The sequence below is a fragment of the Geomonas anaerohicana genome, assembly GCF_016458305.1.
Lineage (GTDB): Bacteria > Desulfobacterota > Desulfuromonadia > Geobacterales > Geobacteraceae > Geomonas > Geomonas anaerohicana.
Map to the genome: position 1 here is coordinate 218644 of NZ_JAEMHL010000001.1, position 25484 is coordinate 244127.

At 60.8% G+C, this 25484-nt stretch carries 27 protein-coding genes; 20 read left to right on the forward strand and 7 right to left on the reverse strand.

What is annotated here, in order from left to right:
* Nucleotides 1-38: 38 nt before the first annotated feature.
* Both JFN91_RS00950 and ku read right to left on the reverse strand, forming a co-directional pair.
* Nucleotides 39-767: an SRPBCC family protein gene (locus JFN91_RS00950; protein ID WP_199387353.1), complete on the reverse strand. Its 729-nt coding sequence runs from the start codon at nt 765-767 to the stop codon at nt 39-41.
* 287 nt (nt 768-1054) lie between these two features.
* A complete protein-coding gene (ku, locus tag JFN91_RS00955) occupies nt 1055-1831 on the reverse strand; it encodes a non-homologous end joining protein Ku (RefSeq protein WP_199387354.1) in 777 nt (258 codons plus the stop codon).
* Between the two features lie 261 nt (nt 1832-2092).
* Here ku and JFN91_RS00960 point away from each other — a divergent pair, with 261 nt between their 5' ends.
* The 6 genes from JFN91_RS00960 to JFN91_RS00985 all read left to right on the forward strand — a co-directional run bounded on the left by JFN91_RS00960 (nt 2093) and on the right by JFN91_RS00985 (nt 6149).
* Nucleotides 2093-3718: an AsmA family protein gene (locus tag JFN91_RS00960; protein WP_199387355.1), complete on the forward strand. Its 1626-nt coding sequence runs from the start codon at nt 2093-2095 to the stop codon at nt 3716-3718.
* 39 nt (nt 3719-3757) lie between these two features.
* Entirely contained in the window at nt 3758-3910 is a 153-nt protein-coding gene (locus tag JFN91_RS00965) for a DUF3309 family protein (protein WP_183344385.1), read from the forward strand.
* A 28-nt stretch (nt 3911-3938) separates the two neighbouring features.
* The gene (locus JFN91_RS00970; RefSeq protein ID WP_199387356.1) at nt 3939-4124 is read left to right on the forward strand and encodes a DUF6496 domain-containing protein; all 186 of its coding nucleotides are present in this window, start codon (nt 3939-3941) and stop codon (nt 4122-4124) included.
* Between the two features lie 43 nt (nt 4125-4167).
* Nucleotides 4168-4731, forward strand: coding sequence for a quinol:electron acceptor oxidoreductase subunit ActD (locus JFN91_RS00975; RefSeq protein WP_199387357.1), 564 nt, complete (start codon nt 4168-4170; stop codon nt 4729-4731).
* 101 nt (nt 4732-4832) lie between these two features.
* The gene (locus tag JFN91_RS00980; RefSeq protein ID WP_199387358.1) at nt 4833-5345 is read left to right on the forward strand and encodes a hemerythrin domain-containing protein; all 513 of its coding nucleotides are present in this window, start codon (nt 4833-4835) and stop codon (nt 5343-5345) included.
* A gap of 420 nt (nt 5346-5765) precedes the next feature.
* Nucleotides 5766-6149 carry a response regulator gene (locus JFN91_RS00985; protein WP_199387359.1) on the forward strand — a complete coding sequence of 128 codons (384 nt, stop codon included), beginning with the start codon at nt 5766-5768 and terminating at the stop codon, nt 6147-6149.
* Nucleotides 6150-6170: 21 nt separating this feature from the next.
* Here the strand turns inward: JFN91_RS00985 and JFN91_RS00990 are convergent, their stop codons facing one another.
* From JFN91_RS00990 to JFN91_RS01000, 3 genes are all read right to left on the reverse strand, one after another.
* On the reverse strand, nt 6171-7022 hold the full coding sequence (locus JFN91_RS00990) for an HDOD domain-containing protein (protein ID WP_199387360.1): 852 nt from the start codon (nt 7020-7022) through the stop codon (nt 6171-6173).
* Nucleotides 7023-7060: 38 nt separating this feature from the next.
* Nucleotides 7061-8956: a GspE/PulE family protein gene (locus tag JFN91_RS00995; protein ID WP_199387361.1), complete on the reverse strand. Its 1896-nt coding sequence runs from the start codon at nt 8954-8956 to the stop codon at nt 7061-7063.
* A 115-nt stretch (nt 8957-9071) separates the two neighbouring features.
* Nucleotides 9072-9263, reverse strand: coding sequence for a twin-arginine translocase TatA/TatE family subunit (locus tag JFN91_RS01000; protein WP_015718486.1), 192 nt, complete (start codon nt 9261-9263; stop codon nt 9072-9074).
* Nucleotides 9264-9436: 173 nt separating this feature from the next.
* Between JFN91_RS01000 and JFN91_RS01005 the strand changes: the two genes are divergently transcribed.
* On the forward strand, nt 9437-9883 hold the full coding sequence (locus JFN91_RS01005) for a response regulator (protein WP_199387362.1): 447 nt from the start codon (nt 9437-9439) through the stop codon (nt 9881-9883).
* Nucleotides 9884-9928: 45 nt separating this feature from the next.
* Nucleotides 9929-11917, forward strand: a complete 1989-nt coding sequence (gene uvrB, locus JFN91_RS01010) for an excinuclease ABC subunit UvrB (RefSeq protein ID WP_199387363.1) — start codon at nt 9929-9931, stop codon at nt 11915-11917.
* A gap of 218 nt (nt 11918-12135) precedes the next feature.
* On the opposite strand, the gene JFN91_RS01015 is transcribed toward uvrB, so the two are convergent.
* Entirely contained in the window at nt 12136-13590 is a 1455-nt protein-coding gene (locus tag JFN91_RS01015; protein ID WP_199387364.1) for a poly(A) polymerase, read from the reverse strand.
* A gap of 105 nt (nt 13591-13695) precedes the next feature.
* Between JFN91_RS01015 and JFN91_RS01020 the strand changes: the two genes are divergently transcribed.
* The 5 genes from JFN91_RS01020 to JFN91_RS01040 all read left to right on the forward strand — a co-directional run bounded on the left by JFN91_RS01020 (nt 13696) and on the right by JFN91_RS01040 (nt 16638).
* A complete protein-coding gene (locus tag JFN91_RS01020; protein ID WP_236014862.1) occupies nt 13696-13998 on the forward strand; it encodes a nitrous oxide-stimulated promoter family protein in 303 nt (100 codons plus the stop codon).
* A 139-nt stretch (nt 13999-14137) separates the two neighbouring features.
* Nucleotides 14138-14932 (forward strand): ATP-binding protein, encoded by a 795-nt coding sequence (locus tag JFN91_RS01025; protein ID WP_199387366.1) that lies wholly within the window; start codon nt 14138-14140, stop codon nt 14930-14932.
* A 148-nt stretch (nt 14933-15080) separates the two neighbouring features.
* On the forward strand, nt 15081-15686 hold the full coding sequence (locus JFN91_RS01030; protein ID WP_199387367.1) for a peroxiredoxin: 606 nt from the start codon (nt 15081-15083) through the stop codon (nt 15684-15686).
* A 166-nt stretch (nt 15687-15852) separates the two neighbouring features.
* The gene (locus tag JFN91_RS01035; RefSeq protein ID WP_199387368.1) at nt 15853-16263 is read left to right on the forward strand and encodes an exosortase system-associated protein, TIGR04073 family; all 411 of its coding nucleotides are present in this window, start codon (nt 15853-15855) and stop codon (nt 16261-16263) included.
* A gap of 3 nt (nt 16264-16266) precedes the next feature.
* A complete protein-coding gene (locus tag JFN91_RS01040; protein WP_199387792.1) occupies nt 16267-16638 on the forward strand; it encodes an exosortase system-associated protein, TIGR04073 family in 372 nt (123 codons plus the stop codon).
* A 256-nt stretch (nt 16639-16894) separates the two neighbouring features.
* Here JFN91_RS01040 and JFN91_RS01045 read toward each other — a convergent pair whose 3' ends face one another.
* Nucleotides 16895-17134 (reverse strand): hypothetical protein, encoded by a 240-nt coding sequence (locus JFN91_RS01045; RefSeq protein ID WP_199387369.1) that lies wholly within the window; start codon nt 17132-17134, stop codon nt 16895-16897.
* A gap of 277 nt (nt 17135-17411) precedes the next feature.
* Between JFN91_RS01045 and JFN91_RS01050 the strand changes: the two genes are divergently transcribed.
* The 7 genes from JFN91_RS01050 to obgE all read left to right on the forward strand — a co-directional run bounded on the left by JFN91_RS01050 (nt 17412) and on the right by obgE (nt 25150).
* Entirely contained in the window at nt 17412-19901 is a 2490-nt protein-coding gene (locus JFN91_RS01050) for a TIGR03960 family B12-binding radical SAM protein (protein ID WP_199387370.1), read from the forward strand.
* A gap of 218 nt (nt 19902-20119) precedes the next feature.
* Nucleotides 20120-21610 carry an Rne/Rng family ribonuclease gene (locus JFN91_RS01055; RefSeq protein ID WP_199387371.1) on the forward strand — a complete coding sequence of 497 codons (1491 nt, stop codon included), beginning with the start codon at nt 20120-20122 and terminating at the stop codon, nt 21608-21610.
* Between the two features lie 20 nt (nt 21611-21630).
* Entirely contained in the window at nt 21631-22809 is a 1179-nt protein-coding gene (purT, locus tag JFN91_RS01060; RefSeq protein ID WP_199387372.1) for a formate-dependent phosphoribosylglycinamide formyltransferase, read from the forward strand.
* A gap of 181 nt (nt 22810-22990) precedes the next feature.
* Nucleotides 22991-23296 carry a Rieske (2Fe-2S) protein gene (locus JFN91_RS01065; RefSeq protein ID WP_199387373.1) on the forward strand — a complete coding sequence of 102 codons (306 nt, stop codon included), beginning with the start codon at nt 22991-22993 and terminating at the stop codon, nt 23294-23296.
* 119 nt (nt 23297-23415) lie between these two features.
* Entirely contained in the window at nt 23416-23724 is a 309-nt protein-coding gene (gene rplU / locus JFN91_RS01070) for a 50S ribosomal protein L21 (RefSeq protein ID WP_015718499.1), read from the forward strand.
* 73 nt (nt 23725-23797) lie between these two features.
* Nucleotides 23798-24055 carry a 50S ribosomal protein L27 gene (gene rpmA / locus JFN91_RS01075; RefSeq protein ID WP_183344437.1) on the forward strand — a complete coding sequence of 86 codons (258 nt, stop codon included), beginning with the start codon at nt 23798-23800 and terminating at the stop codon, nt 24053-24055.
* A gap of 78 nt (nt 24056-24133) precedes the next feature.
* Nucleotides 24134-25150, forward strand: a complete 1017-nt coding sequence (obgE, locus tag JFN91_RS01080; protein ID WP_199387374.1) for a GTPase ObgE — start codon at nt 24134-24136, stop codon at nt 25148-25150.
* Nucleotides 25151-25484: the final 334 nt, after the last annotated feature.

The following is a 25484-nucleotide window of genomic DNA, read 5'->3' on the forward strand; positions in this document are numbered from 1 at the left end:
TACCCTCCTTGTCCGCCGCGTGCCGGGCGGGATAGCGTTTATTCGACCGTACGCCGTGCCGTCGTTTCCTCTCCCACTTCCAGGATCTGCTTGAGCCTTTTCAGGTCTTCCTCGAGCTGCTGGGCGTTGATCCCCTGGGCGAGTTTGGCCGCTACCTTCCCCGCACCGCCGCCGGGGGGATAGTAGTCGATGCTCACCTTCACCTCGGTCCCCCGGTGTCCCGGCGCATCCTTGAACTCGACGCTCCCCTTGTTGGGTACGTCCGCCTCGCCCACCGAATGCCAGCTGATCTGCTGGCCCGGCACGTCCTCCATCATCTCGGCCTCCCACTCGGCACTGATGCCGCCGGGTCCGGCCGCCTTCCAGTGCGAGGTGCGCGCCCCGGTCACCTGAACCGACTCCAGGTGCCTCATGAAACGGGGCAGGTTCTCGAGGTTGCGCCAGAATTCGTACACCTCCTGCGGCGGCAGGCCGATGGTGACCGCCTTGGTTATGGTCAAGGCCGAATTGTGCGTGTGCACGGTGTCGACCCCCATTGCGTCGTAGATACCGCAGTGCCCGGTCTGGCCCCGGTACAGGAACATCCCTCCTGCGATCATCATCGCCAGGCCCGAGGCGTAGTTCCTCTTGCTGATGCACCTGAGCCCTGATACCGCCAGGGCGGCACCGCCAACGACGGACGCCTTCCGCTCGGCGGGACCCACATTTACCCGCTTCTCCCTTCGCCATTCTCTCGACTGGCCGCGTTCGGTTTCACTCGGTTCCATGCCTTATCCTCCCTTGGAAGCTGTTACCGCTGGCTCTTATTAAGGTTCCTGGTTTTAGAATTAGAAGAAACTAACATACTAAGGCGGGATTGCAACGGGCGGTGGGGGAAATATGGGAGTCCTGGGAGTCCTGGGAGTGATGGGAGTGATGGGAGTGATGGGAGTGAAGGGAGTGACTGATGGGAAGAAGAGGACTGCGAGCTTGATAGGGGGACGACGGTGGCGGGGCCCCCTCCCCCGGAGGGGGAGGGCTGGGGAGGGGGACGGGGCTCGGCAACAGGCGCCCGTTACGCTGCCTCTTTGCGCTTCTGCTTCAGGCTCTCCTTCAAGAGGGCCATCATGTCGGCAACCTTGGGCGGCGGAGCTGCCTTGGCCGGGGCGGGCTGACGACCCTGCGCCTTCTCTTCGATGAGCTTTTTCAAGTCGTCGATGTACTCGTCCTTGTACTTCGCCGGGTCGAACTTCACGGTCAGCTGGTCGATCAGGGACAACGCGAGGCTCACCTCCTGCTCCCGCACCTGCTCGTTGCCTGGCAGCTTAAGATCGGAGGCGTCGCGCACCTCCGCGGCGTACCGGATCTGGTTCAACACCAGCAGGTCGTCCAGTGGGCGGACGATGCCGAGGCTGCCGCGGTTTCTCAGCACGTAGTAGGCAACACCGACCTTGCCCGAACGCTTCAGCGCTTCCCTGAGCAACGCATACGCCTTCGGCCCGCTCTTGTCCGGCTCCAGGTAGTACGGCTTTTCAAAGTAACGCGTGTCTATCTCCTTCTCGTCAATGAAATCGACGATGTCAATCAGGTGCGTCTTCTCCAGGCTCGCGTTCTCGAAGTCCTGGTCGGTCAGTACTATGTATTCACCGTCGCTGTACTCATAGCCCTTGACGATCTCCTCGTAGGGGACTTCCTTGTTGTCGGTCTTGCAGACCCGCAGGTACTTGATCGGGCAGAGGTCGTTCTTGCGCAACATGTCCAGATCGAGCGAGTTGCTCTGCGAGCCGCTGTAAAGTTTCACCGGGATGTTCACCAAGCCGAAGCTTATCGAACCCGACCACATCGCTCTCATCGTTAACCTCCTCGGTCGCAGACCTTTCGTTGCCGGCATTTTTGTTCTGGCACAGCTCGCATTTTACCATCATTGCCGCAGCACGCCCATTCACATTCATGGGAGTGGGCCGGTCAAAGGCGACCACCGCCGTACTGATTTTTGCGGTGGCGACAGGGGTTAAAGCGCCTGCCGCGATTGACAAAGTAGACGCACCGCATACATTTATTAGCGTGTTTTCATCATAGCATCTGGCGACTACCGTAACCCCCGGAGATCGTTATGGTTGAACCGAACGAGCCGGTGCCGCAGGGCACCCGTCGTATGCCGGCAGTACCGAAGGTCCTGCTCTGGATCGTGGGGATCGTCGTCTCCCTGGTGCTGATCGTCTTCATCGCCAGCTTCTTCATCGACGAACCGTTGCGACGCACCACGGAACGGCGCATGAACCAGAGCCTCAAGGGGTACAAGGTACGGCTCCCCAAGCTGCACTTCAGCCTGATCGGCCTTTCCATCACATTGAAAGGGTTGACCATTTCCCAGGAGGCACATCCCCAGCCGCCGGTGGCGGAGCTCCCTTACCTCAGGGCCAGCGTGCAATGGCGAGAGATCCTGTCCGGCAAGCTGGTCGGGGATATGACGCTGAACGGCCCCAAGGTCCACGTCAACCTGCTGCAGCTCAAAGCCGAGGCGGCCAGCAAGGTCCCCATGAAACAAAAGGGGTGGCAACAGGCGTTCGAAGCAATCTATCCCCTGAAGATCAATCTCCTGAAGATCAGCGACGGCAGCCTCACCTATATCGATGAGGACCCCAAGCGGCCGTTGAAACTCAGCAACCTGAGCCTGTCCGCCGACAACATCCGCAACATACATCTGCCCGACAAGGTGTACCCCTCCGAGTTCCGCCTGGAGACCGACATCTTCGGCAGCGGGCATGGCACCGTGGAAGGAAGGGCAAACTTCCTGGCGGAACCGACGCCCGCGGTGAAGGCCGCCATCGAACTGGCCAAGGTCCCCATCGCCTACTTCGCGCCGATGGCGGCCCGCACCAACGTCAGGATCGAGGGTGGCGTCCTGAGCGCGAGCGGCAACGTGGAGTACGGCCGCAAGGTGCAGACGGCACGGTTTAAAAAGCTGAGCATCAACGGCGTCAAGCTGGACTACATCCACACACCGGAGACCGCCCGCGCAGAATCCAGGAGGGCCCAGAAGGTCAAGAAGGCGGCCAAGGAGGTCAGCAACAAGCCCGACCTCATCCTCACCATCGAGCACTTCAGCCTGACCGAGTCCAACGTCGGTTTCATCAACAGCTACGGGGGCAAAAAAGTCCGCCTGTTCCTGTCGGACGCAAACCTCTACCTGGACAACTTCTCCAACCAGTTCTCCAAGGGGCCTGCCAAGGCGAGGCTCTCCGGCAAATTCATGGGGAGCGGCGCCACCCAGGCCACCGCGACCTTCCGCCCCGAGGACAAGGGGCCCGACCTCGATCTCTACCTCAAGATCGACAACACCCAACTTGCGTCATTGAACGACCTCCTGCGCACCTACGGCAACTTCGACGTCACCGCCGGCACGTTCTCGCTGGTGACGGAACTGCACGTCAAGAACAACAGGGTGAACGGTTACATCAAGCCCTTCTTCAAGGACATGAAGGTCTACGACCGGCGCCAGGACAAGAACAAGGGGTTCTTCCACAAGGTGTACGAGATGCTGGTGGGGGGGATAGCGAAGCTGCTTGAAAACAGGCCCCATGAACAGGTGGCCACCAAGGCCGACATCTCGGGCCCGCTGCAAAACCCGAAGACCAGCACCTGGCAGGTCGTGGTGGAACTGATCAAAAATGCCTTCTTCAAGGCGATCCTCCCCACCTTCGAGCGGAACGTCGACGCGCTGGGGAAACACAAGTGACGCAAACGCAGCAGATTTCCAGGGGAAAAGGAGGAAGCCATGAGGTTGATTCTGCTTATCATCGTGATCTTGCTGCTCATCGGTTCACTACCTACCTGGCCCTACAGTGCCGGGTGGGGTTACTACCCAAGCGGCGGCTTGGGACTGGTCCTGCTCATCCTGCTGATCCTGGTACTCCTGGGACGCATCTAGCAGCGTAGCGGGACGGGGAGGAAGCGTGATGGCCAAGTACGGGAAGAAGGCGCAGGAGACGGTGCGCGAGGTGATGGACATGTTCAAAAAGGGAGAACTGAAGAGCGGTGGCAGCGGCAAAAAGGTCACCGACCGCAAGCAGGCCGTAGCCATCGGTCTTTCGGAGGCGCGCGAGAAGGGAGCCAAGGTGCCTGAGCCTCCGAAGAAGAAGTAAGCGGGCACCGCAATCCGGCAGTACCAGAAAAAGGAGGCCTGACATGGCAAAGAACACGGCAGTTTTCGGCATCTACCGCAGCCGCGACAGCGTTGAACAGGCAGTCGACTCGCTGCGCGCGGCGGACTTCCGTAACACCGACATCTCGGTCCTGTTCTCCGAGAACGTCGGCACCAAGGACTTCGCCCACGAGAAACACACCAAGGTACCGGAAGGCTCGACCGCGGGTGCGGGTACCGGTGCGGTCATCGGCGGGGCCCTCGGGTGGCTCTCCGGCATCGGCGCTCTGGCAATCCCGGGTGTCGGTCCTTTCATCGCAGCAGGCCCGATCGTCGCGGCGCTGGCAGGCGTGGGCGCAGGCGGGGTGATCGGCGGCATCGCCGGGGCGCTCATCGGCATGGGCATCCCCGAGTACGAGGCCAAGCGCTATGAAGGCCGCGTCAAGGAAGGGGGCATCCTCCTTTCGGTGCACTGCGACAACGCGGACTGGAAAAAGCGCGCCATCGAGGTCCTGAAGCAGACCGGCGCCACCGACATCGGGTCCGAGGGCGAGTCCAAGGCGGACTTCGCCAGTTCCGACAAGCCAAAGCCGAGGGGGATGGCCTAGGAGCACTGTGAAAAACGGGTAGTTGCAACGCAGGGGCGAACGCAAGTTCGCCCCTACATGTATCGGCGCCGGACATCGCGGCGCCCTAAAGGAGAAACCAGATGCCTACCAGCCAGAAACCGAGCGAATCGCACAGCCGGGCGGAGATGACCATCTTCGACGTGCTGAAACAGGACCACGAAAAGGCACGCTATCTTTTCGACAAGGCGGAGAAGGCGGGCAAGAAGGATATCGCGTCACTGCAGAAGCTTTTCTCCCAGTTGGAGGAAGAACTCGAACTGCACATGGAAGGGGAGGAGCGATTCTTCTACAGCGTCCTGGAGCAGAACGAAGAGATGCGCGACAAGGTGCTGCAGGCGTTCGAGGAGCACCAGGTGGCCAAGACCCTGCTGGGGACCTTCCAGTCGCTGGCGGTGGATGACGAGCGCTGGATGGCCAAGCTCCAGGTCCTCAGCGAGATCGTCGAACACCACATGCAGGAAGAGGAGAAAGAGGTCTTCAAGCTGGCCCGCAAAGCCTTGGGCAAGGAACAGCAGCACGAAATAGCCCTGGCCTTCCAAAGAAGCAAGCGGGAGGGGCGGAAACCCTCACGGGGAGCACCGGTTGAGGGATAGCATCGACCACGGCAGATAACAAGGGCGCCGCGCCAGTATGAACTCGCTGTCGCGGCGCCTTTTTTTGTTTGACTTTCGAAATTTCCTACTTGTGTATATGTTAATGTATGATATAAAATTATCCCTAGCTCAGAGGGGGTTGTGACACTGTCATAGCCCAAGCCCTTGCTCTCAAAGGGGCCATGTTATAAGCGCTGTGAGCTGGGCGTTGTCGGTGAAATAGCTACCTTTGAGTGCCGACCGGTAAGCAGAGATTTGGGACTGCCAGAGGAGATGGAAACGGAGCTATAGCGGAAAGTGCTTGTGTAAATATAAAAATTAATGTTAAATGCGCTTTAATTTTAATGACGGTGGCACCGTCGAATGACGGCCCCGGTTTGACAGTAAAAAGGACCCTGAACCGCAGTAGTGGGAGGCGCTATGCAAGAAGCTGAGATTTTGCTGGTCGAAGATAACAGCAATTGCGAAGAACTCGCCTTGCGGGCCCTGAAGAAAGCGGGCTACGACAAGGTGGCGGTTGCGCGCGACGGGGCTGAAGCGTTGGGGATGCTCCTGGGAGAAGGGAATACCTGGGGCGAGCACCATGAACCCAATTTCGTACTGCTGGATATGAAGCTGCCCAAGATCGACGGGGTCGGGGTGCTGCAGCGGCTGCGCAGCGATGATCGCACCAAGGCGCTCAAGGTGTTCGCACTCTCCTCCTCGGAAGATCCCAAGGACATAGAACAGTGCAGGAGTCTGGGCGTGCTCGCCGTTCTGCCCAAACCGCTCAACCCGGAGCTGCTCAAGCGGTGGCTGCACTAACACTGCGCCGCTTCAGGATACTTATTGGCCTGAAATGGGGACAGCGAGCGCGTCCTCGATGACGATCTCCAGTTCTGCCAGGGCGGTCTCCTTGAGACCCAGCACCTGTGCCTCGCCCGACGCGAAGAGCAGGACCGACGGGTCGCGGTTCATCCCGATGCCCAACTTGCGGCAGGCCAGGTTCGCCAACCGCACCATGGCCAAAAGCACGTTGCCCTGGTCCCAGCGCTCCAGCTGGTGCCCGGCCACGATGTCGCAGTAGATCTGCGGCATCTGCCACTGCACCATGAGCTGGTATCCCTGCTCCACGTGCAGCGTCGAAAGCACCTCCCTTAACACCGCCTGGCTGGTCACCGCGTTAAAGTGCTGCTCGCGGCACACCTCCTCCATACACTTCAGCAGGAACAGTTTGCCCAAGTCGTGCAGCAGCCCGCCGAGAAAGGCCTCCTGGGCCTGCGCCGCGAATCCCACCTTTTGCGCCAACCACTTACTGCCGACCGCACAACAAAAGGAATGTTTCCAGAGCGTCTGCATCACGGCATTGTAGCGCGTGTCGTTGGAGCGGTACAGGTCCTGTTGCGTCGTTGCCATGGCCAGGTTGGCCACCTCGTTGGCCCCCAGCCTGATGATCGCCTCCCGGATGGTGCTGACCTTGGTGAGGCCGGCGTAGAAAGCGGAGTTGGCAGCCCTGAGGACGCCGGTGGCAATGCCGGGGTCGGCGTTCAACAGCTGGTGCACCTCCTTGATGTCGAAATCAGGACGGGCCAAAGCCTGCTGCAGCCTGACGGCTACCGCGTGGAAGACCGGGATGCTGAGGCGTCCCTCCGCGAGCCGTGCCTTGATGACCTCAACTATTGAGGCTTGCTGGTTCATATCAGCTGCTCTCCTTGCCGTGTGCATCGCTGTTTCCCTCAATAGCCCAGGAGGCGCCGCAGTTCCATGAGCGGCCGGGGCGACCCGATCCGGGGGAGGTCGCGCAGCACCTCCTGGAGGGAAATCAGCCCGTTGGCTGCCTTCACCAGGCCGTCCTCGAATAGGGTCACCAGACCCGAGGTGTCCATGCTCAGCCTGCGGATCTCGGCTGAGGACCTGTTTTGCAGGATCGCCTCCTTCACGGGCTCGTTCAGGACCAGGAGTTCGAAAACGGCGCTTCTCCCCTTGAACCCGGTGAAGCGGCAGTTGGTGCAGCCCCGACCGGCCCGGAAGGTGGCCCCGGCCAAGTCCTTGGCGGACATCCCCATACGGCCGTACTCAGCCGGTGCGGGGATGTAGGGCTCCGCGCAGTCGTTGCAGACCAGGCGCAGCAGGCGTTGGGCGACCACGCAGACTACCGTGGAAGAGATCAGGAACGACTCGATCTGCATGTTCATCAGGCGCAAAAGACCGCCGATGCTGTCTTCGGTGTGGAAAGTGGTGAGCACCTTGTGGCCGGTGAGCGCTGCCTGGATGGCGGTCTCTGCCGAGAAATTGTCCCGGATCTCGCCCAGCACGATCACGTCCGGATCCTGGCGCACCATGTGGCGCAGGGTCTCGTCGAAGGTCACGCCGATCTTCTGGTTGATGGAGCACTGGGCCACCCCCTCGATGACGTACTCCACGGGGTCCTCGGCGGTGATGATGCTGGTGTTGATGTTGTTCAGGTGGCTGACGCAGCCGTACAGGGTCGAGGTCTTGCCGCTACCGGTCGGGCCGGTGATGATCATGACCCCGGACGGCGTTTCCAGGGCGTCCTCCATGAACTGCTTGAGCATGCGCGGGGCCATGCCGATCTGTGAAACCTCGAGGATGGCCTCCTTCTTGTTCAGAAGGCGCAGCACGATCTTCTCTCCGAAGATGGTGATGTAGAAGGAGACGCGCATGTCGAGGTTGAAGCCGTGCAGCCGGCTCTCGTAGATGATGCGCCCGTCCTGGTGGCGCCTTTTCTCGGCGATGTCGGCCTGCGCCATCACCTTGATGCGCGAGGAGAGCTGCGGCGCGAGGTCGAGCGACAGTTCCATGTGCGGCATCATGACGCCGTCGTGGCGCAGCCGTATGCGCAGCCGGTCGCGGAGCGGCTCGATGTGGATATCGCTGGCACCCATGGTCATGGCGTCGTCAAAGAGCTTGTTGATCATCCCCACCACGGTGCTCTCGTCGGGCACCGCGGCATCGTCGCCGGCGGTCTTCTGGGCGGCCGCGATGGCGGAGAGGATGGCGATACGGGTGGCGATGGCCGGCTTCACGTTCCTGCCGAAGATCTTCTCCGCGGAGAGGCGCGAGTACTTTTCGAGGGGATTGGCGAAGGCGACCAGCGTGGCCCCCTCGTCGTCGACGGCGTACGGGACGAAGAGTTCGTCCCGGAACACCTCGAAGGGGGCCTTGGCGAACAGCTTGCGGTCCAGCTTGCGGAACTCCAGCTCCGCCATGGGGAAGCCGAGCTGGAAGGAGAGCACCTCGGTCAGCCTGCGCTCCTCGATGAATCCCTTCTCGACGATGATGTCGCCGAGCATCTTGCGCGGGGTTCCCCCTTCCTTCTGCAGGTTGAGCGCGGTGAGCAGCTCGCTCTGCTTCAGGTAGCCGAGCTCGACCAGCAGGTCGCCGATCCGGATGGAGAGGCTGTTTTCGCGCAAGGTCCGCACCACGTCCTCGCGCCGGATGTACTCCAGTTCCTGGAGCACGTCGATCAGCGTCTTGGAGGACTGCAGCTTGCCATGCACACGTTGGGCGTAGAGGAGCTGCTGTTGACTGATGACGCCGGTGGCGACCAGCAACTCGACGATCTGCCCGGCGCCATGCGGGGCTGAGGCGTCTTTGTGATGTTTTCTCATGATCCTTCCGCCGTGACTGCCTGACCTGCCGTTATGCCGCACAAAAAACAAAAGGTCCCCGCAAGCTGCAGCGGGGACCTCGGAAACGACGAGACGCAAAACTAATTAGCTGGAGCTAGCTCCCTTTCTTATCGTCATCGGGGCGGCCGGCTTTAATCTCAATTTCATCCTTGCCGCTGGAAGCCTTCTTGAAGTTCCTGATGCTCTTGCCGAGCGCGCCGCCGATCTCCGGGAGCCGGCCGGCACCGAACACGACGAGCACGATCACCAGGATAATAATGAGCTCCGGCATGCCGAATCCAAACATGTGACCTCCCTTTGCTGAGTTGCGTAAGATGCTGCAGTATCGCACAGGGGCGTCGAAAAAATCAACAGTTCCGATTAAAGCCGGCCTAAGAGTAAAATTATTAAAAAATTATTGTAAACACGTTGGAAATTTGTTAACTTTCTCTCCCTATCTCTCTAACAAGGAGGACTCAGATGAACAAGATGATCCTGCTGGTCGAGGACAATCCTGATGACGAGGCTCTGACCCTTAGGGCGATACGCAAGCACATGCCGTATGGCATCGTGGTGGCGCGCGATGGCGCCGAGGCGCTGGACCACCTGTTCGGCACCGGGCGTAACGGGGCAGAGGCGACACCGACACCGCTCCTGGTGTTGCTCGACCTGAAGCTCCCCAAGGTCAACGGGCTGGAGGTGCTGCGCCGCATGAGGGAGGAGGCGAAGACCCGCTCCATCCCCGTGATCGTGTTCACCTCCTCCACCGAGGAGCAGGACATCCTGGATAGCTACCGTCTGGGCGCCAACAGCTACATCCGAAAGCCCGTGGACTACAACCAGTTCTGCGAAAACATGAAGCAGGTGATGAACTACTGGCTGAGCGTGAACCAGCTCCCGCCGCACCGGACCTGCGCCGCGGCCTGACACCCCTGTTGCCAAGGCGCACCTCATCCTGTTAATATCCTGCGCATGGACAAATTCGAACTGGTTACTGGTTTCCAGGCGCGGGGCGATCAGCCTCGCGCCATCGAAGAGCTTTCCGAAGGGGTGCTGCGCGGCGACCAGCACCAGGTCCTGCTCGGGGTCACCGGCTCCGGCAAGACCTTCACCATGGCGCAGGTGATCGCCAAGTGCAACCGCCCCGCCCTGGTGCTCGCCCCCAACAAGACCCTGGCGGCCCAGCTCTACGGCGAGTTCAAGGAACTCTTCCCCAACAACGCCGTCGAGTACTTCGTTTCCTACTACGACTACTACCAGCCCGAAGCCTACATCCCCTCCTCGGACACCTTCATCGAGAAAGACTCCTCGATCAACGACGAGATCGACAAGTTCCGCCATGCCGCAACAAGGAGCCTGTTGACCCGGCGCGACGTGATCATCGTCGCCTCGGTTTCCTGCATTTACGGCATCGGTTCGCCCGAATCGTACCAAGAGATGCAGATCCGGGTGCGCGAGGGGGACGACCTCGGTCGCGACGAGCTTTTGAAGCGCCTGGTGGAGATCCAGTACGAAAGAAACGACGTGGACTTCCACCGCGGCAGCTTCCGGGTGCGCGGCGACACGGTCGAGGTGTTCCCGGCGCACGACGACGAACGGGCGATCAGGATCGAGTTCTGGGGCGATACCGTGGAGGCCATCTCCGAGATCGATCCCCTGCGCGGCGTGCAGTTGCAGAAACTGCCCCGCTTCGCCATCTACCCGGCGTCGCACTACGTGGCGAGCCGCCAGACCCTGGAGCGGGCCGTGGAGCAGATCCGGCTCGAGCTCGAGGAGCGCATCCGCTACTTCAAGGAGCAGAACATGCTCCTGGAGGCGCAGCGCATCGAGCAGCGCACCTTCTTCGACATCGAGATGATGGAGCAGATGGGCTTTTGCCAGGGGATCGAGAACTACTCCCGGCATTTCGACGGCCGCCGGGCGGGGGAGCCTCCCTACACCCTGATCGACTACTTCCCCGACGACTTCCTGCTGGTGGTGGACGAGTCCCACATCACCGTGTCGCAGGTGGGGGGGATGTACCGCGGCGACCGCAGCCGCAAGGAAACCCTGGTCAACTTCGGTTTCCGGCTCCCCTCGGCCCTGGACAACCGGCCGCTCACCTTCCAGGAGTTCAGCAGGAAACTGAACCAGGCCATCTACGTTTCCGCGACCCCCGCAGAGTACGAGCTGAAGATGTCGGGGGGCGTCGTGGTCGAACAGCTGATCCGGCCCACCGGGCTCATCGATCCAATCATCGAGGTGCGCCCCGCGGCGGGGCAGGTGGACGACCTGCTGCACGAGGTGCGTCTCACCGCCGAGAGGGACGAGCGCGTCCTGGTGACCACCCTCACCAAGAGGATGGCGGAGGAGCTTACCGACTACTACCGCGAGCTCGGCATCCGGGTGCGCTACCTGCACTCCGACATCGACACCTTCCAGCGCATGGAGATCCTGCGTGACCTGCGGTTGGGAGAATTCGACGTGCTGGTAGGCATCAACCTGCTGCGCGAGGGTCTGGACCTCCCCGAGGTTTCGCTGGTCGCCATCCTCGACGCCGACAAGGAAGGCTTCCTGCGCTCCACCCGCTCGCTGATCCAGACCTGCGGCCGTGCGGCGAGGAACGTGTCCGGCCGGGTGCTGATGTACGCTGACAAGATAACTGGATCGATGAAGGACGCCATCGACGAAACCATCAGGCGCCGTGAGCTGCAGCAGGCGTACAACGTGGAACACGGCATCACGCCCGAGAGTGTCAAGAGGCTGATCGCCAACGTGTTGCAGGCACCCGAGGAGAAGGACTATGTCACGGTCCCGGTGAAGGGGGAGGATTTCCTCAACCCGAAAGACCTGGAGAAGACGCTGAAGCGGCTGAAGAAGGAGATGCTGGCCGCGGCCAAGGCCCAGGAGTTCGAGCGGGCGGCGGAGCTGCGCGACAAGATCAAGAGGCTGGAAGTAGCTGAAATTACGAAAGGCAGTTGACGGTAGGCAACGTGGCCAGCGAACAATCCCGGTTCCCGAAGGGCGGGTGAGGGCGGTGCTCGCAAGGAAGTCCCCTCACCCTGGCCCTCTCCCGGAGGGAGAGGGGATTGTGGACGGCTGCGGCGGAAAAAGCAAAAAGCCCCTCGTTCCGGTGTTACGGATGAGGGGCTTTTTCTGCTCCCGCCCCCGGAGGGGGAGGGTTGGGGAGGGGGACGGCCTTATTCCGGCGCTCCCCCAGGCTTTCTGCGCCGTCTTTTCCGACGCCGTTTTTTCTTGGGACCCTCGGCGGCCGCCGCCTCGCCTTTCGGTAGGGGCGCGGACTCCACTCCCTCCGCCTGCTGCGCGGCGAAACGCTCCCACCAGTCGGCCAGCGACCGCTTGGGCGGGGTGAGCTGTTCCATGAAACGCAGGTACTGCAACGCGTCGCGGAAGGCGAGCCGCGCCACCACGCCGCGGCCGTTTCGCCCCGGAGTCTTCTGGAAGCGATGCTGCATGTTGAGGATGTCACGTACCGCCACCAGCACCCGGTTCGGTACCGAGACGGTCGGAGCGAGTTCACCGGCGAAAGCGGCCACCGCGGCATCGGTCGCCTGCTGCGGGGGAAGCCCCTCGTCGCGGAACTGGGCCACCTTCTCCTCCAGGTACTCCCCGAACATCAACGCAATCAACAGCGGAGGGGTGACCGGTATTCCCTGTCCGATCTGGTCGTCGGCCCATTCCAGCGCCTTGCCGACGCGGGCGTGGGGATAGCAGTCCGACTCGCGGGACAGCCAGGCGTCGAAGTGGGGGAAGAGCGGCTCGAACAGCCCGCTGTGGCGCATCATCTGGTAGGTGCGTTCACCGGCGCCCATGAGGAGCAGCTTCAGCACCTCCTCGTAGAGGCGCGGTGGAGTTGCCTTGTTGATGGTGCCGCACAGGGCCTCGATGGCGGCCTCGGTACGCGCTTCGATGTTGAAGCCGAGCATGGAAGCGAACCGGATGGCGCGGATCATGCGCACCGGGTCTTCGGTGAAGCGGACCATGGGGTCGCCGATGGTGCGGATCAGGCCGTTTCGCAAATCCTCCATCCCACCGACGTGGTCGATGATGGAGAAATCGGCAATGTTATAGAACAGGGCGTTGACGGTGAAGTCGCGACGTACCGCGTCCTCTTCGGGAGTGCCGAAGACGTTGTCCCTGAGCACCATGCCGTCCTCGCTCTTCAGGATGGGCGGGCCGTGGTGGTGCCGGCGGCGTCTCCGGTCGCGGTCATCTGCGAGCTGTTCTGCCTCGGATGGGGCCTCGGCTGGCTCTTCGGGCAATGCCTCGGTCATTTCTTCTGGGACGGCCTCCGCTTCTTGGGCGGCCTCAGCGGCGTCGACGGTGGAGCGGAAGGTGGCGACTTCTATAATCTCGTCGTGGAAGTGGATGTGGGCGAGGCGGAAGCGGCGCCCGATCAGGCGGCAGTTGCGGAACAGCTTCTTCAGCTGATTGGGCGTGGCGTCGGTGACGACGTCGAAATCCTTGGGCTCGCGGCCCAGGAGCAGGTCCCTGACGCCGCCGCCTACCAGGTAGGCGATGAAGCCGTGCTCCCTGAGCTTGTAGAGCACCTTTACGCCGTTGGGGCTGAGCAGCGAGCGGGAGATGGAATGTTCCCCGCGCGGGATGATGACTTTTTCCATGTTAGTGTTCATTCGCGGGAAAGTAGCATAAAACCGCCACAAAGGCAAAGGGTGCCGAGTTGATTTTATTGACTTTCGTCATGACTTATGTGGATTTCTTCTGCTATGGTGGCGAGCATGGAAAAGCAAGCGAAACAGGAAAAAGACATTCGGATTCTGGAAACCTTCATCGGCTGCTATTGCCGGAGCAAGCACAAAAGCCCCAAAGGCGTGCTTTGTGAGGAGTGCTCCGAACTGTTGGCTTATGCCAAGCTGAAGCGTGAAAAATGCCCGCTCGATCCCAAGCCGACCTGCAAGCATTGTCGCGTACACTGCTACGGCAAGGTGCAGCGTGCCAAGGTCCGCGAGATCATGGCCTATTCTGGCAAGCACCTCATCCTGCGCGGCCGCCTCGATCTGCTCTGGCACTACTTTTTTTAGAAAACGTTCTACGTTCTAGGTTCTACGTTCAACGTTAGAACCGGACGGTAGAGGTTACCTATTCAGCGGCGGTCAACGGTTTTGACTTTAACTTAGAACATAGAACGTAGAACTTAGAACGGATTTTAGGAGGTTTTTGATGATCAGAAAGATTGTGCACATAGACCAGGACAAGTGCGACGGCTGCGGACTTTGCGTTCCCTCTTGCGCGGAAGGCGCCATCAAGATCGTTGACGGCAAGGCGCAGATCGCTGCGGACAACCTGTGCGACGGCTTGGGCGCCTGCCTGGGCGAGTGCCCCCAGGACGCCATCACCATCATCGAGCGCGAGGCGGAAGAGTTTGACGAGGTCGCTGTCGAAAAGCATCTGAGCGCTCACGGTGCTGCGCCGGCTGCACACGGTCACGGCCACGGGCATGGGCATGGGCATGGGCATGGGCATGGGCATGGGCATGGGCATGGGCATGGGCATGGGCATGGGCACGGCGGGGGCTGCCCCGGCTCCCGCGTTCAGAGCTTCGCACCGGCTCCGTCCGCTCCGGCAGCCCCGGCGGGAGCGATCCAGAGCCAACTGGCGCAGTGGCCGGTACAGCTGCACCTGGTCCCGGTAACGGCACCGTACTTCAAGGATGCTGAGCTGCTCATCACTGCGGACTGCGTTCCCTTCGCCTACGCCAACTACCACCAGGACTTCCTGGCCGGCAAGGCAGTAGTGGTCGGCTGCCCCAAGCTGGACGATAACAATGCCTACCTGGCCAAGCTGACCGAGCTGTTCCGCGTCTCCGGCATCAAGGGCATTACCGTCCTCAGAATGGAAGTCCCCTGCTGCGGCGGCATCGTAATGGCGGCGCGCCAGGCCCTGGCAGCCTCCGGCATGGAGATCCCGTTCCGTGAGGTAACTATCAGTATTCGCGGAGAAATAGTGGAGCGCTAACAGGCGCTGCGCAGGAGGAAGTCGGACCTTCCAAAAGGCTTAAAGGACAAATAGGACGCTTTTTATCTTTTTTGATTGACAGGGGATTGGACCGCTGGTACAGTTGCTCCCATTAGAATCCCAATCAGCCGAAAGGAGAACAGAACCTATGAGTCTTACTACCTTGGTAACTAAGGAAGCACCCGATTTTACGGCACAGGCGGTACTGCCCGATAACTCCTTCGCAGAGCTCACTCTGTCCAAATATCGCGGCAAGTACGTCGTCCTCTTTTTCTACCCGCTCGACTTCACCTTCGTTTGCCCCTCCGAGATCCTTGCCTTCGACAAGAGGGTGGCGGAATTCAAAGAGAAAAACTGCGAAGTGATCGGTGTTTCGGTAGACTCCAGGTTCACTCACCTGGCCTGGAAGAACACCACGGTAGAAAACGGCGGCATCGGCAACGTTCAGTACCCGCTGGTCGAGGACCTCGACAAGTCCATCGCCAGGAGCTACGGCATCCTTCTGAACGAGTCGGTCGCGTTGCGCGGGCTCTTCCTTATCGATACCAAGGGCGTTATTCGCCACGCCGTGATCAACGACCTGCCGCTGGGCCGCAGCGTCGGCGAAGCTCTCAGGATGCTGGACGCGCTCCAGTTTGTCGAGACCCACGGCGGTGAAGTATGCCCGGCCAACTGGCAGGAAGGCGAGGAGTCGATGAAGGCTTCCGCCAGCGGCGTCGCCGAATATCTCGCCAAGAAGCACGGCAAGAAGTAATTATCCACACCTGACACTGAATGAAGAAAAGGCGCGGTTTTTCCAACCGCGCCTTTTTTTGTTACTGTTCTCTACAATGACAGAGGTAGTGCTGTCTTGCCAATGAAAGCCATCTATGCTACAAGAACATAGCATTTACCGACATGTAGCTCAAAAAGGAGTCGACATGCGTATCAAGGCGGCCTTGTTATCTCTGTTGCTGCTCATGGTTTTTGCCACCTCTTCGTTTGCTTTGGAAGGTCAGCAACCAGAGGCAATAGCTGAGAAGATGGCGTTCAAGCTGGTTCGCGGCGTGACCAACACGGTGACCTCGGTGGTCGAGGTGCCCAAACAGTCCTACCTGATGGTGCGGGACCGCGGCGGCATCGGCTACGTGGTCGGCCCCCTCAAAGGCATGGGCATGGCCTTCTACCGCCTGCTGACCGGCCTGACCGAGACCGTGTTCTTCGCGGTGCCCCAGCCCGGCTACTACGATCCTATGATTACCCCGGAATACGTCTGGCAGGGGTGGGAGGAAAAAAGGGTCGAACCGAGAGGACAGAGCGAGGCACAACCAGTTCCGGTCAAGGGAGAGTAGATGATGCAGAAGAGGTTTGTAGTTCTGGCCATACTGGCGCTGGCCCTGGTGCTGACGGCAGAAAAAGGGCGTGCCGCCGATATGCAGACCATCGATACCGCCTCGCCGCAAGAGGTGGTGGACGGCATGGCCAACAAGCTGGTTCGGGGTGTTGCCAACATCGCGACCGGGTGGTTGGAACTCCCGAAGCAGATTTACATCACCTGCAAGGAAGAAGGGGCGGCCAAGTGTGTCACCGTCGGTCCCCTCAAAGGAATAGGCATGACACTGGTACGCACGGCATCGGGCGTCGGTGAGACAGCCACCTTCTTCCTGGCGTACCCCGGTTTCTACGACCCGCTTCTCGATCCGGCCTACGCCTGGCAAAAGGAGTAGACGAACCGGGCACCGCTTCCCTGAAACGCAAAAAAGATCCAAGGCACGTTCCGCAGCCGGAACCCTTGGATCTTTTTTTATGCTTTCGTCACCAAGGCGAGGGCGGGATGGCAGTTTCCCCTCGCCCTCCGGGAGAGGGGCAGGGGTGAGGGTGTTGCGGGGGAGGGGGACTTACCGTAGTCGCATCGCAAATAAGGCAATAAAAAAAGGCCGCATCGTGAGATGCGGCCTTTCGCAATTACCCGTTAAGGGGAAATTACTTTGCAGCCGGAGCAGCCGGAGCGGCCGGAGCAGCTTCTTTCTTCTCTTCTTTCTTAGCAGCGGCTTTCTTAGCAGCTTTTTTCTTCTTCGGAGCAGCTTTCTTAGCCGGAGCTTTCTCTTCTTTCTTAGCCTCTGCAGCCGGAGCAGCAGCCGGAGCAGCGTCAGCAGCGAAAACAACACCAGCGAAAGCAACAGCAACGAGAGCAGCAACTACGGAGGACAGAACTTTTTTCATGGTAAATCTCCTTGTACAAAATGGGTTGGTATCTCACATAGAGCAGGTTGCGTGCCAATCTCTCATTATAAGTGTAAACACTTGAAAAACCGTGCCGCGCCCCCGGGAGCGTCCGGGCGTCTCATGATAATGCCGCCGCATATGCTCCAATGTGTACCGCAAATGGGGTAAAGTTTGTGAGAGGGGATGCCGCTATGAAGGGTATATTGCTTGCCAGCGCTTGGAATATTTTGTTATTATGGCCGGTCACGGCTGAGCCGGGCTATCTGGGGGATTTTTGAGCAATAACATACTTTTGTCAGTGGAAAAACCCGCCCGCTACATGGGCGGGGAGATGGGAACAGTTGCCGACCGGGAAGGAGCGCTCCGCTTTGTGCTCGCCTTCCCTGACGTATATGAGATAGGGATGAGTCATCTCGGGCTGCAGGTACTGTACGGCGTCCTGAAAGGAGTGCCGTGGGTCATGCCCGAACGCGCCTATGCGCCGTGGCCCGACCTCGAGGAGTCGCTGCGCGCCGAGGGCAAGCCCCTGGTCACGCTGGAGGCGGGAACGCCCCTGGCCCAGGCCGACATCCTCGGTTTCACCCTGCAGTACGAGCTTTCCTACACCAACATCCTGAACATGCTGGATCTCTCCGGCATACCGCTGCTCGCCTGTGACCGGCCCGAGGGATATCCGCTGGTCATCGCCGGCGGCCCCTGCGCCTACAATCCGGAACCGCTGGCCGACTTCTTCGACGCCTTCCTGATCGGCGACGGCGAGGAAGCGGTGATCGAACTGGCCGACTGCGTGCGGACCGCGAAAGAGCAGGGCATTGCCAAGGCGGAACTGCTGGAGCGCCTGGCCCGCATCGAGGGGGTCTACGTCCCCTCCCTGTTCGAGGTGATCTATCACGAGGACGGCAGGGTCGCTGCCATCACTCCCAGGAAGGAGTGGTATCAGAGCGTGCGCAGGCGCTTCGTCGCCGACCTGGAGACCGCCTACTACCCGACCTCTCCTATCGTCCCGTTCCTGAAGACGGTGCACGACCGGGTCAGCGTGGAGATTTCCCGTGGCTGCACGCGGGGTTGCAGGTTCTGCCAGGCAGGATATATTTATCGGCCTGTGCGCGAGCGCAGCCCCGAGCGTGTCTTTGAAATCATGGAAGAGGCGCTGCACAACACCGGGTACGACGAGATTTCGCTTCTCTCCCTCTCCACCGGTGACTACGGTTGCCTGACGCCCCTGCTCAAAGGGCTCATGGACCGTTACTCGGCCCAGAAAAAGGCGGTGTCGCTCCCCTCGATGCGGGTCGGAAGTCTCAGCGACGAGATGGCGGAGGAGATCCGCCGGGTGCGCAAGACCGGCTTTACGCTGGCCCCCGAAGCGGGGAGCGAGCGGCTCCGGAGCGTGATCAACAAGGGAATCACCGAGACAGCGCTCCTCGAGAACGCCGGCTCGGTCTACCGCAACGGCTGGCGCCTCATCAAGCTCTACTTCATGATCGGCCTGCCGACGGAGACCATGGAGGATGTGGACGGGATCGTGGAACTGTCCCGCGAGGTGAAGCGGCAGGGAAAATTTGCCGGTAACGGTGGCGACGTCAACGTCTCCGTGTCGAGTTTCGTGCCCAAGCCGCACACCCCGTTCCAGTGGGAGCCGCAGATCAGCGAAGCCGAGATCGTGGAAAAGCAGCGCTACCTGCGCGACGCCCTCAAGAAAAAGAAGCTGATCATGAAGTGGCAGGATGCCTCTCTCTCCGGCATGGAGGGTGTCTTCGCCCGCGGTGACCGCAGGCTTGCCAAGCTCCTCATCGAGGCGCATCGCCTTGGCTGCCGTTTCGACGGCTGGTGGGAGCACTTCGACCGCCTGAAATGGGCGCAGGCCTTTGAGAACTGCGGCATCGATCCCACCTTCTACCTCAGGCGCCGCGAGCTGGATGAGGTGCTGCCCTGGGATCACATCGACTGCGGCGTGACCAAGTCCTTCCTGATCAAGGAGCGCGAGGCATCGCTCGTCGGCGCCGCCACTCCTGACTGCCGCTTCGATCGCTGCACCGGCTGCGGGGTCTGCGACTTCAAGGAGATAAAGCTGCGGCTCAACGAGCCGGTGCCCTTCGGCACCTACGCCAGCCAGGCCATGGTCCCGGAGCCGACCGAAGACGCGCAGAGGATCCGGATCCGTTTCGAGAAGGTCGGCCGGATGCGTTTCCTGAGCCACCTGGAGATGCTGACCCTGTTCACCAGGGCGGTGGGGCGCTCCGGCATCCCGATCCGCTTCTCTCAGGGATTCCATCCCCACCCGAAGTTCTCCTTCGCCACCGCGCTCTCCGTCGGCATCGAGTCGTACGCGGAGTACATGGATTTCGAGGTTGATGCCGGATATACGGCAGCCCAGTTGCAGGAAGCGCTGAACGCGACCCTCCCGGAGGGGGTAAAGGTGTTGGAGGCCGACGAGATCCCGCTGCGCGCACCGGCGCTGTCGGTGATCATGGACAAGGTGCGCTACCGCGTGACACTCCCCGAGGAATTGGCGGTCGACCTGGAAGCGAAGGCGGCAGCCTTCCTTGCCCTCGAGTCGTCGCCGGTCAAGCGTGAGAAGAAGGGGAAAGCGACCGAGTTCGACCTGCGTCACGAGCTGGTCGAGCTGAAGGTCGAGGGGCGGGCGCTGGAGTTGGTGGCGGGGCGCGGCAAGCTGCTCGAGTTTGCCAGTGCCATCCTCGGCGTCCCCGCCGACGCCCTCAAAGAGGCGCGGCTGGAGAAGCTGGAAGTCGTGTTTAAACCGTAACGGAGGTTCAACGTGCAACGTTCGCCCGGGGCGGTGCCGGTCGGCAGGGCACGGTGACGGCGGGTGCATCGGCTCCGGCGTTGACGACTGATTGCTCCTGGGTGCTGGTGCCGTCGGGATGCATGCGGCGCCAGCAGGAATGATGTCGAACGTTGAACCTTGAACGTTGAACATCTTTTTGATCTGTTTTTGAATTTTATATACAGGAAGGGGTTAGCATGGGAAACGAGTTGGTCATCAACACCACCTCCCACGAAACCCGCATCGCGCTCATCGAAAACGGCACCATAGCGGAGCTGTACGTCGAGAGGAGCAGGGTGAAGGGGATCATCGGCAACATCTACAAGGGAAGGGTGGTCCGGGTGCTGCCTGGCATGCAGGCGGCGTTCGTGGACATCGGGCTGGAAAAGGCAGCCTTCCTCTACGTGGCGGACGTGTTCGACGCCATGGACGAGTACGACAGCTACATGGAACCGGAGGAGGGGGAGGAGCCGGTGCCGCACCCGCTGCACCCGATCGAGGAGCTGCTGCAGGAAGGGCAGGAACTCCTGGTGCAGATCTCCAAGGAGCCGATCGGCACCAAGGGGGCGCGCATCACCGCCCACATCTCGCTGCCGGGACGGCACCTGGTCTATATGCCGACCGTGGACCACGTCGGCATCTCCCGCCGCATCGAGGACGAGGTCGAGCGCGAGCGCCTGAAGGAGATCGTGGACCGCATCAAGCCGGTCGGCGGCGGCTTCATAGTCAGGACGGTCTCAGAAGGAAAAAGCGAGGAGGACCTGGTCGCCGACCTGCACTACCTCACCAAGCTCTGGGACGAGATCGCCAAGAAGAAGGACAAGGCGGGCGCCCCCACCCTGATCCATTCCGACCTGGACGTGACCCAGAAGGTGGTGCGCGACATCCTCACCGAGTCGGTCGAGCGCATCGTGGTGGATTCCAAACCCGAGCACGACAAGATCGTCCAGTTCATCAGCACCTTCATGCCCAAGATGAAATACTCCATCGAGCTCTACGACGAGGAGGAGCCGATCTTCGACCACTTCGGCCTCGAGGTGGAGATCAGCCGCGCGCTGGGGCGCAAGGTCTGGCTAAAATCGGGCGGTTACATCATCATCGAGCAGACCGAGGCGCTCACCGCCATCGACGTCAACACCGGTCGTTACGTCGGCAAACACAACCTCGAAGACACCATCCTCAAGACCAACCTGGAAGCGGTCAAGGAGATCGCCTACCAGCTGCGCCTGCGCAACCTGGGCGGCATCATCATCATCGACTTCATCGACATGGAGAAGGAGGTGAACCGCGAGAAGGTCTACGGTGCGCTGGAGGAGGCGCTCAAGAGCGACAAGTCCAAGACCAACATCCTGAAGATCTCGGAGCTCGGCCTGGTCGAGATGACCAGGAAGCGGGTGCGCGAAAGCCTCGGGCGCATGATGTGCGAGCCCTGCCCGTACTGCGAGGGGCGCGGCTACGTGAAGTCCAAGATCACCGTCTGCCACGAGATCTTCCGCGAACTGCGCCGCGAGATGCTCGATATCCGCGGCACCAAGGTCATGCTCACCGTGCACCCGCAGGTGGCCGACCTCCTCTACGACGAGGAGCGTCGCGGCCTCGAGGAGCTGGAGAAGAACTTCAAGAAGCGGATCACGGTGCGCGCCAAGCCCGGCTTCCACCAGGAACAGTTCGAAGTAGCAGTCAGCTAATTTACTATCCAGGAGAAAAGATGATTGGCACGCCGCTGAAAAATGGTGCGACGAGGATGATGCTGTTGGGCTCGGGTGAGCTCGGCAAGGAAGTGGCCATCGAGGCCCAGAGGTTCGGGATCGAGGTGGTCGCGGTGGACCGCTACGCCGATGCGCCGGCGATGCAGGTCGCGCACAGAAGCCATGTCATCGACATGCTGAACCGTGAGCAGTTGGACCGGGTGGTGCGCCTGGAGCAGCCTACGTTCATCGTGCCGGAGATCGAGGCGATCAACACCGAGTACCTTCTGGAGCTGGAGAAGGAAGGCTTCAACGTCATTCCGACGGCGCGTGCCGCGAACCTGACCATGAACCGTGAGGGGATCCGCCGCCTCGCCGCCGAGGAACTGGGACTTCCTACCGCCGCTTACCGCTTTGCCACCAGCATGGAGGAGTTCGGTGCGGCCGTTGCCGAAATCGGTCTCCCCTGCGTGGTGAAGCCGATCATGAGCTCGTCGGGCAAAGGGCAGAGCGTCCTGCGCGACGCGGCGGACATGGAGCGCTGCTTCAGGTACGCCATCGAGGGGGCGCGCGGCGCCTCCAACAAGGTCATCGTCGAGCAGTTCATCCCGTTCGACTACGAGATCACCCTGCTCACCGTGCGCCACGTGGGCGGCACAAGCTTCTGCCCCCCGATCGGCCACCGCCAGATCGACGGCGACTACCACGAATCGTGGCAGCCGACCCCGATGACGCCGGCGGTGCTGGCCGAGGCACAGCGCCAGGCGGAGGCGGTGACCGGCGCCCTGGGCGGGCGCGGCATCTTCGGGTGCGAGTTCTTCGTCACCGGCGACAAGGTCTGGTTCTCCGAGGTTTCCCCCAGGCCGCACGACACCGGGATGGTGACCATGATCTCCCAGAACCTGTCCGAGTTCGAGCTGCACGTGCGTGCCATCCTCGGGCTGCCCGTACCGGAGGTGGTGAGCCAGGGATGTGCTGCATCCCACGTCATCCTGGCCGAGGACTCCGCCGCCGAGGTGGCTTTCGAAGGGGTTGCCGAGGCGCTGGCCGTTGCCGGCAGCAAGCTGCGCCTCTTTGGCAAGCCCGATACCAGGAAGGGGCGCCGCATGGGTGTGGCGCTCGCATTCGGTGCCGACTGCGACGAGGCACGCGCCAAGGCCGAAGAGTCGGCGCACTGCGTGAAAATCGTCAAGCGTTAATGTGTGTTGGTGCTCCTCCCCCCGGAGGGGGAAGGTTGGGAGGGGGGCTGTAGTTGTTGGCCAGAAGGAAATTCCCCCTCCCTGTCCCTCCCCCTCCGGGGGCGGGGACGTGACTGGACTGGCGGTAGCAAAATTGACTGATTGGATACAGCGGGACCACATCTAAAACCGGAGGTGTTCCATGGTATTTGCCGCGAAAGTTTCCGAGATTCCTGAATTTGGCAAGAAACTGGTCGAAGTCGGCGGAGTGCAGGTCCTCCTGGTCAAGACCAAGGGGACGGTCTACGCCTGCGAGCACGAGTGTCCGCACCAGGGGGCGCCGCTGCAGGGGGCGCTGATCAAGGAGGCCGGCAAGCTCTCCTGCCAGCGTCACGGTTACCGTTTCGACCTCGTGACCGGCGTCTGCGCCGAGCACACGGAATGCGTCCCGCTGAAGATCTACCCGGTCGAGATTCGCGGCGACGAGGTGTTCGTGAACCTCGATTAGCCTCTGTCGCTCTCTCAGCAGAAAAATCGGGAGTGGCAGAAAAAAACCTTGACTCAAAATACTTTTCAAGATAAGTTTGACCGCTCAATTGTAAATCCAGAGTAAAGGTGGTGAAGTACATGTACGCAGTAGTCAAAACCGGAGGGAAGCAATATAAAGTTTCCGAAGGCGACTTTCTCAAAGTCGAAAAGCTGGAGGGTGCGGTAGGTGATACCGTCGAAATCTCCGACGTCCTGATGGTTGGCGGCGATAAGGTTGTTATCGGAACACCTTTAGTGCCCAGCGCCTCTGTTGTCGGCAAGATTGTCGAGCAGGGCAAAGACAAGAAGATTCTGGTCTTCAAGTCCAAGCGCCGGAAAAACTCCAGGAAACTTAACGGGCACCGTCAACTCAGGACTATTCTGTTGATTGAGAAGATTAACGCCTAGGTAATATTCAAACGGCGGTGCGGCAGCCGGGATTCGTTGGGATCAGGGCCGCTACCGGCAGAAGGAGCAGAAAATGGCACACAAGAAAGGCGTCGGTAGTTCCAGGAACGGTCGCGACTCCGACGGCCAAAGACTTGGTTGCAAGAAGTTTGGCGGCGAAGCCGTCAAAGCTGGCAACATCATCTACCGTCAGCACGGCACCAAGATCCACCCGGGCAACAACGTGGGCCTTGGCAAGGATTACACGCTGTACGCTCTGATCGAGGGCGTGGTGAAGTTCGAGCGTCTGGGCAAGGACCGCAAGAAGGTCTCCGTCTACCCGGCCAACTAGCCAACGCAGTAGAAACAAAGTGTGAAAGCCCGGAGCCGCAAGGTCCGGGCTTTTGCCGTTTGCACAGGAAAATAGTTAATGAGTTTCATTGATGAAGTAAAAATATATGTGAAGTCCGGCGACGGCGGCGCAGGGTGCGTCTCGTTCCGGCGTGAGAAGTTCATTCCGCTGGGCGGGCCCGACGGCGGCGACGGCGGCAAGGGTGGCGACGTGGTTTTCAAGGTGTCGCCGCATCTCTCCACGCTGCTCGACCTGCGCCAGCATCCGCACCAGAAGGCCGGCCGCGGCAGAAACGGCATGGGAAGCGACCGCCACGGCGCCAACGGCGATGCGAAGGAGATCCTGGTGCCGCGGGGGACCGTGATCAAGGACGCTGAGACCGATGAGATCCTGGCCGATCTCACCGAGCCCGACTCCTGCATCGTGCTCCTCAAGGGGGGACGCGGCGGGCAGGGCAACGCCCGCTTCAAGACCGCGACCCACAAGGCGCCCAAGTTCGCCCAGCCGGGTGAGCCGGGCGAGGAGCGGTGGATCCGCCTCGAACTGAAGCTGATGGCCGACGTCGGCCTTTTGGGAATGCCGAGCGTGGGCAAGTCCTCGCTGATCAGCAAGATCTCCGCGGCGCGCCCGAAGATCGCCGAGTACCATTTCACCACGCTCAAGCCGAACCTCGGCGTGGTCAAGTACAAGAACTACCGCAGCTTCGTAATGGCCGACATCCCGGGCCTCATCGAGGGGGCGAGCGAAGGGGCCGGGCTCGGCCACCGTTTCCTCAAGCACCTGGAGCGCACCGGGCAGTTGTTGCATCTGCTCGATCTTTCCTGGATGCCCGACCGCGATCCCATCGCCGAGTACGAGGCGATCAACCGCGAACTGGCGCTCTTCAACCCGGAACTGGCCGAGAAGCGGCAGACCGTGGTGGTCAACAAGATCGACCTGCCGCACGTCAAGGAGAACCTGAAAGAGGTGCTTCCCTACTTCGAGGAGCGCGGCATCAAGGTTTTCCCGATTTCCGCCGCGACCGGTGAGGGGATACCGGAACTTCTCGACGACATCGCCCTGAACCTTTGGGGAGAGCCGGACGAGACCTGGTAAAAACTGAATAAACAAGCGTGAAGAGGGGGAGGGCCGACAGGTCGCTCCCCCTTTTTTGTTTTTCTGGTTTCCTGGTTCCCAAGCTCCAGCTTGGGAACCCCATATGGCGCAGAGCTCCAGCTTTGCATCCGAGGGAAGTTGGAGCTTCGGAGAGGCTTTGCGTTCCCAAGGCGGACCTTGGGAACGAGATCATGGGGAATACCAACACGGATCGCTAACACAGCCTTTTTTGGCCGGAGATCTCGGTGGCAAGGAGGAATTCCTGAGGCGGTAATCCAGAAAAGACATGATAGACTAACGTTTGTATTTTTTAATAATGGCACAGGCAGACGAT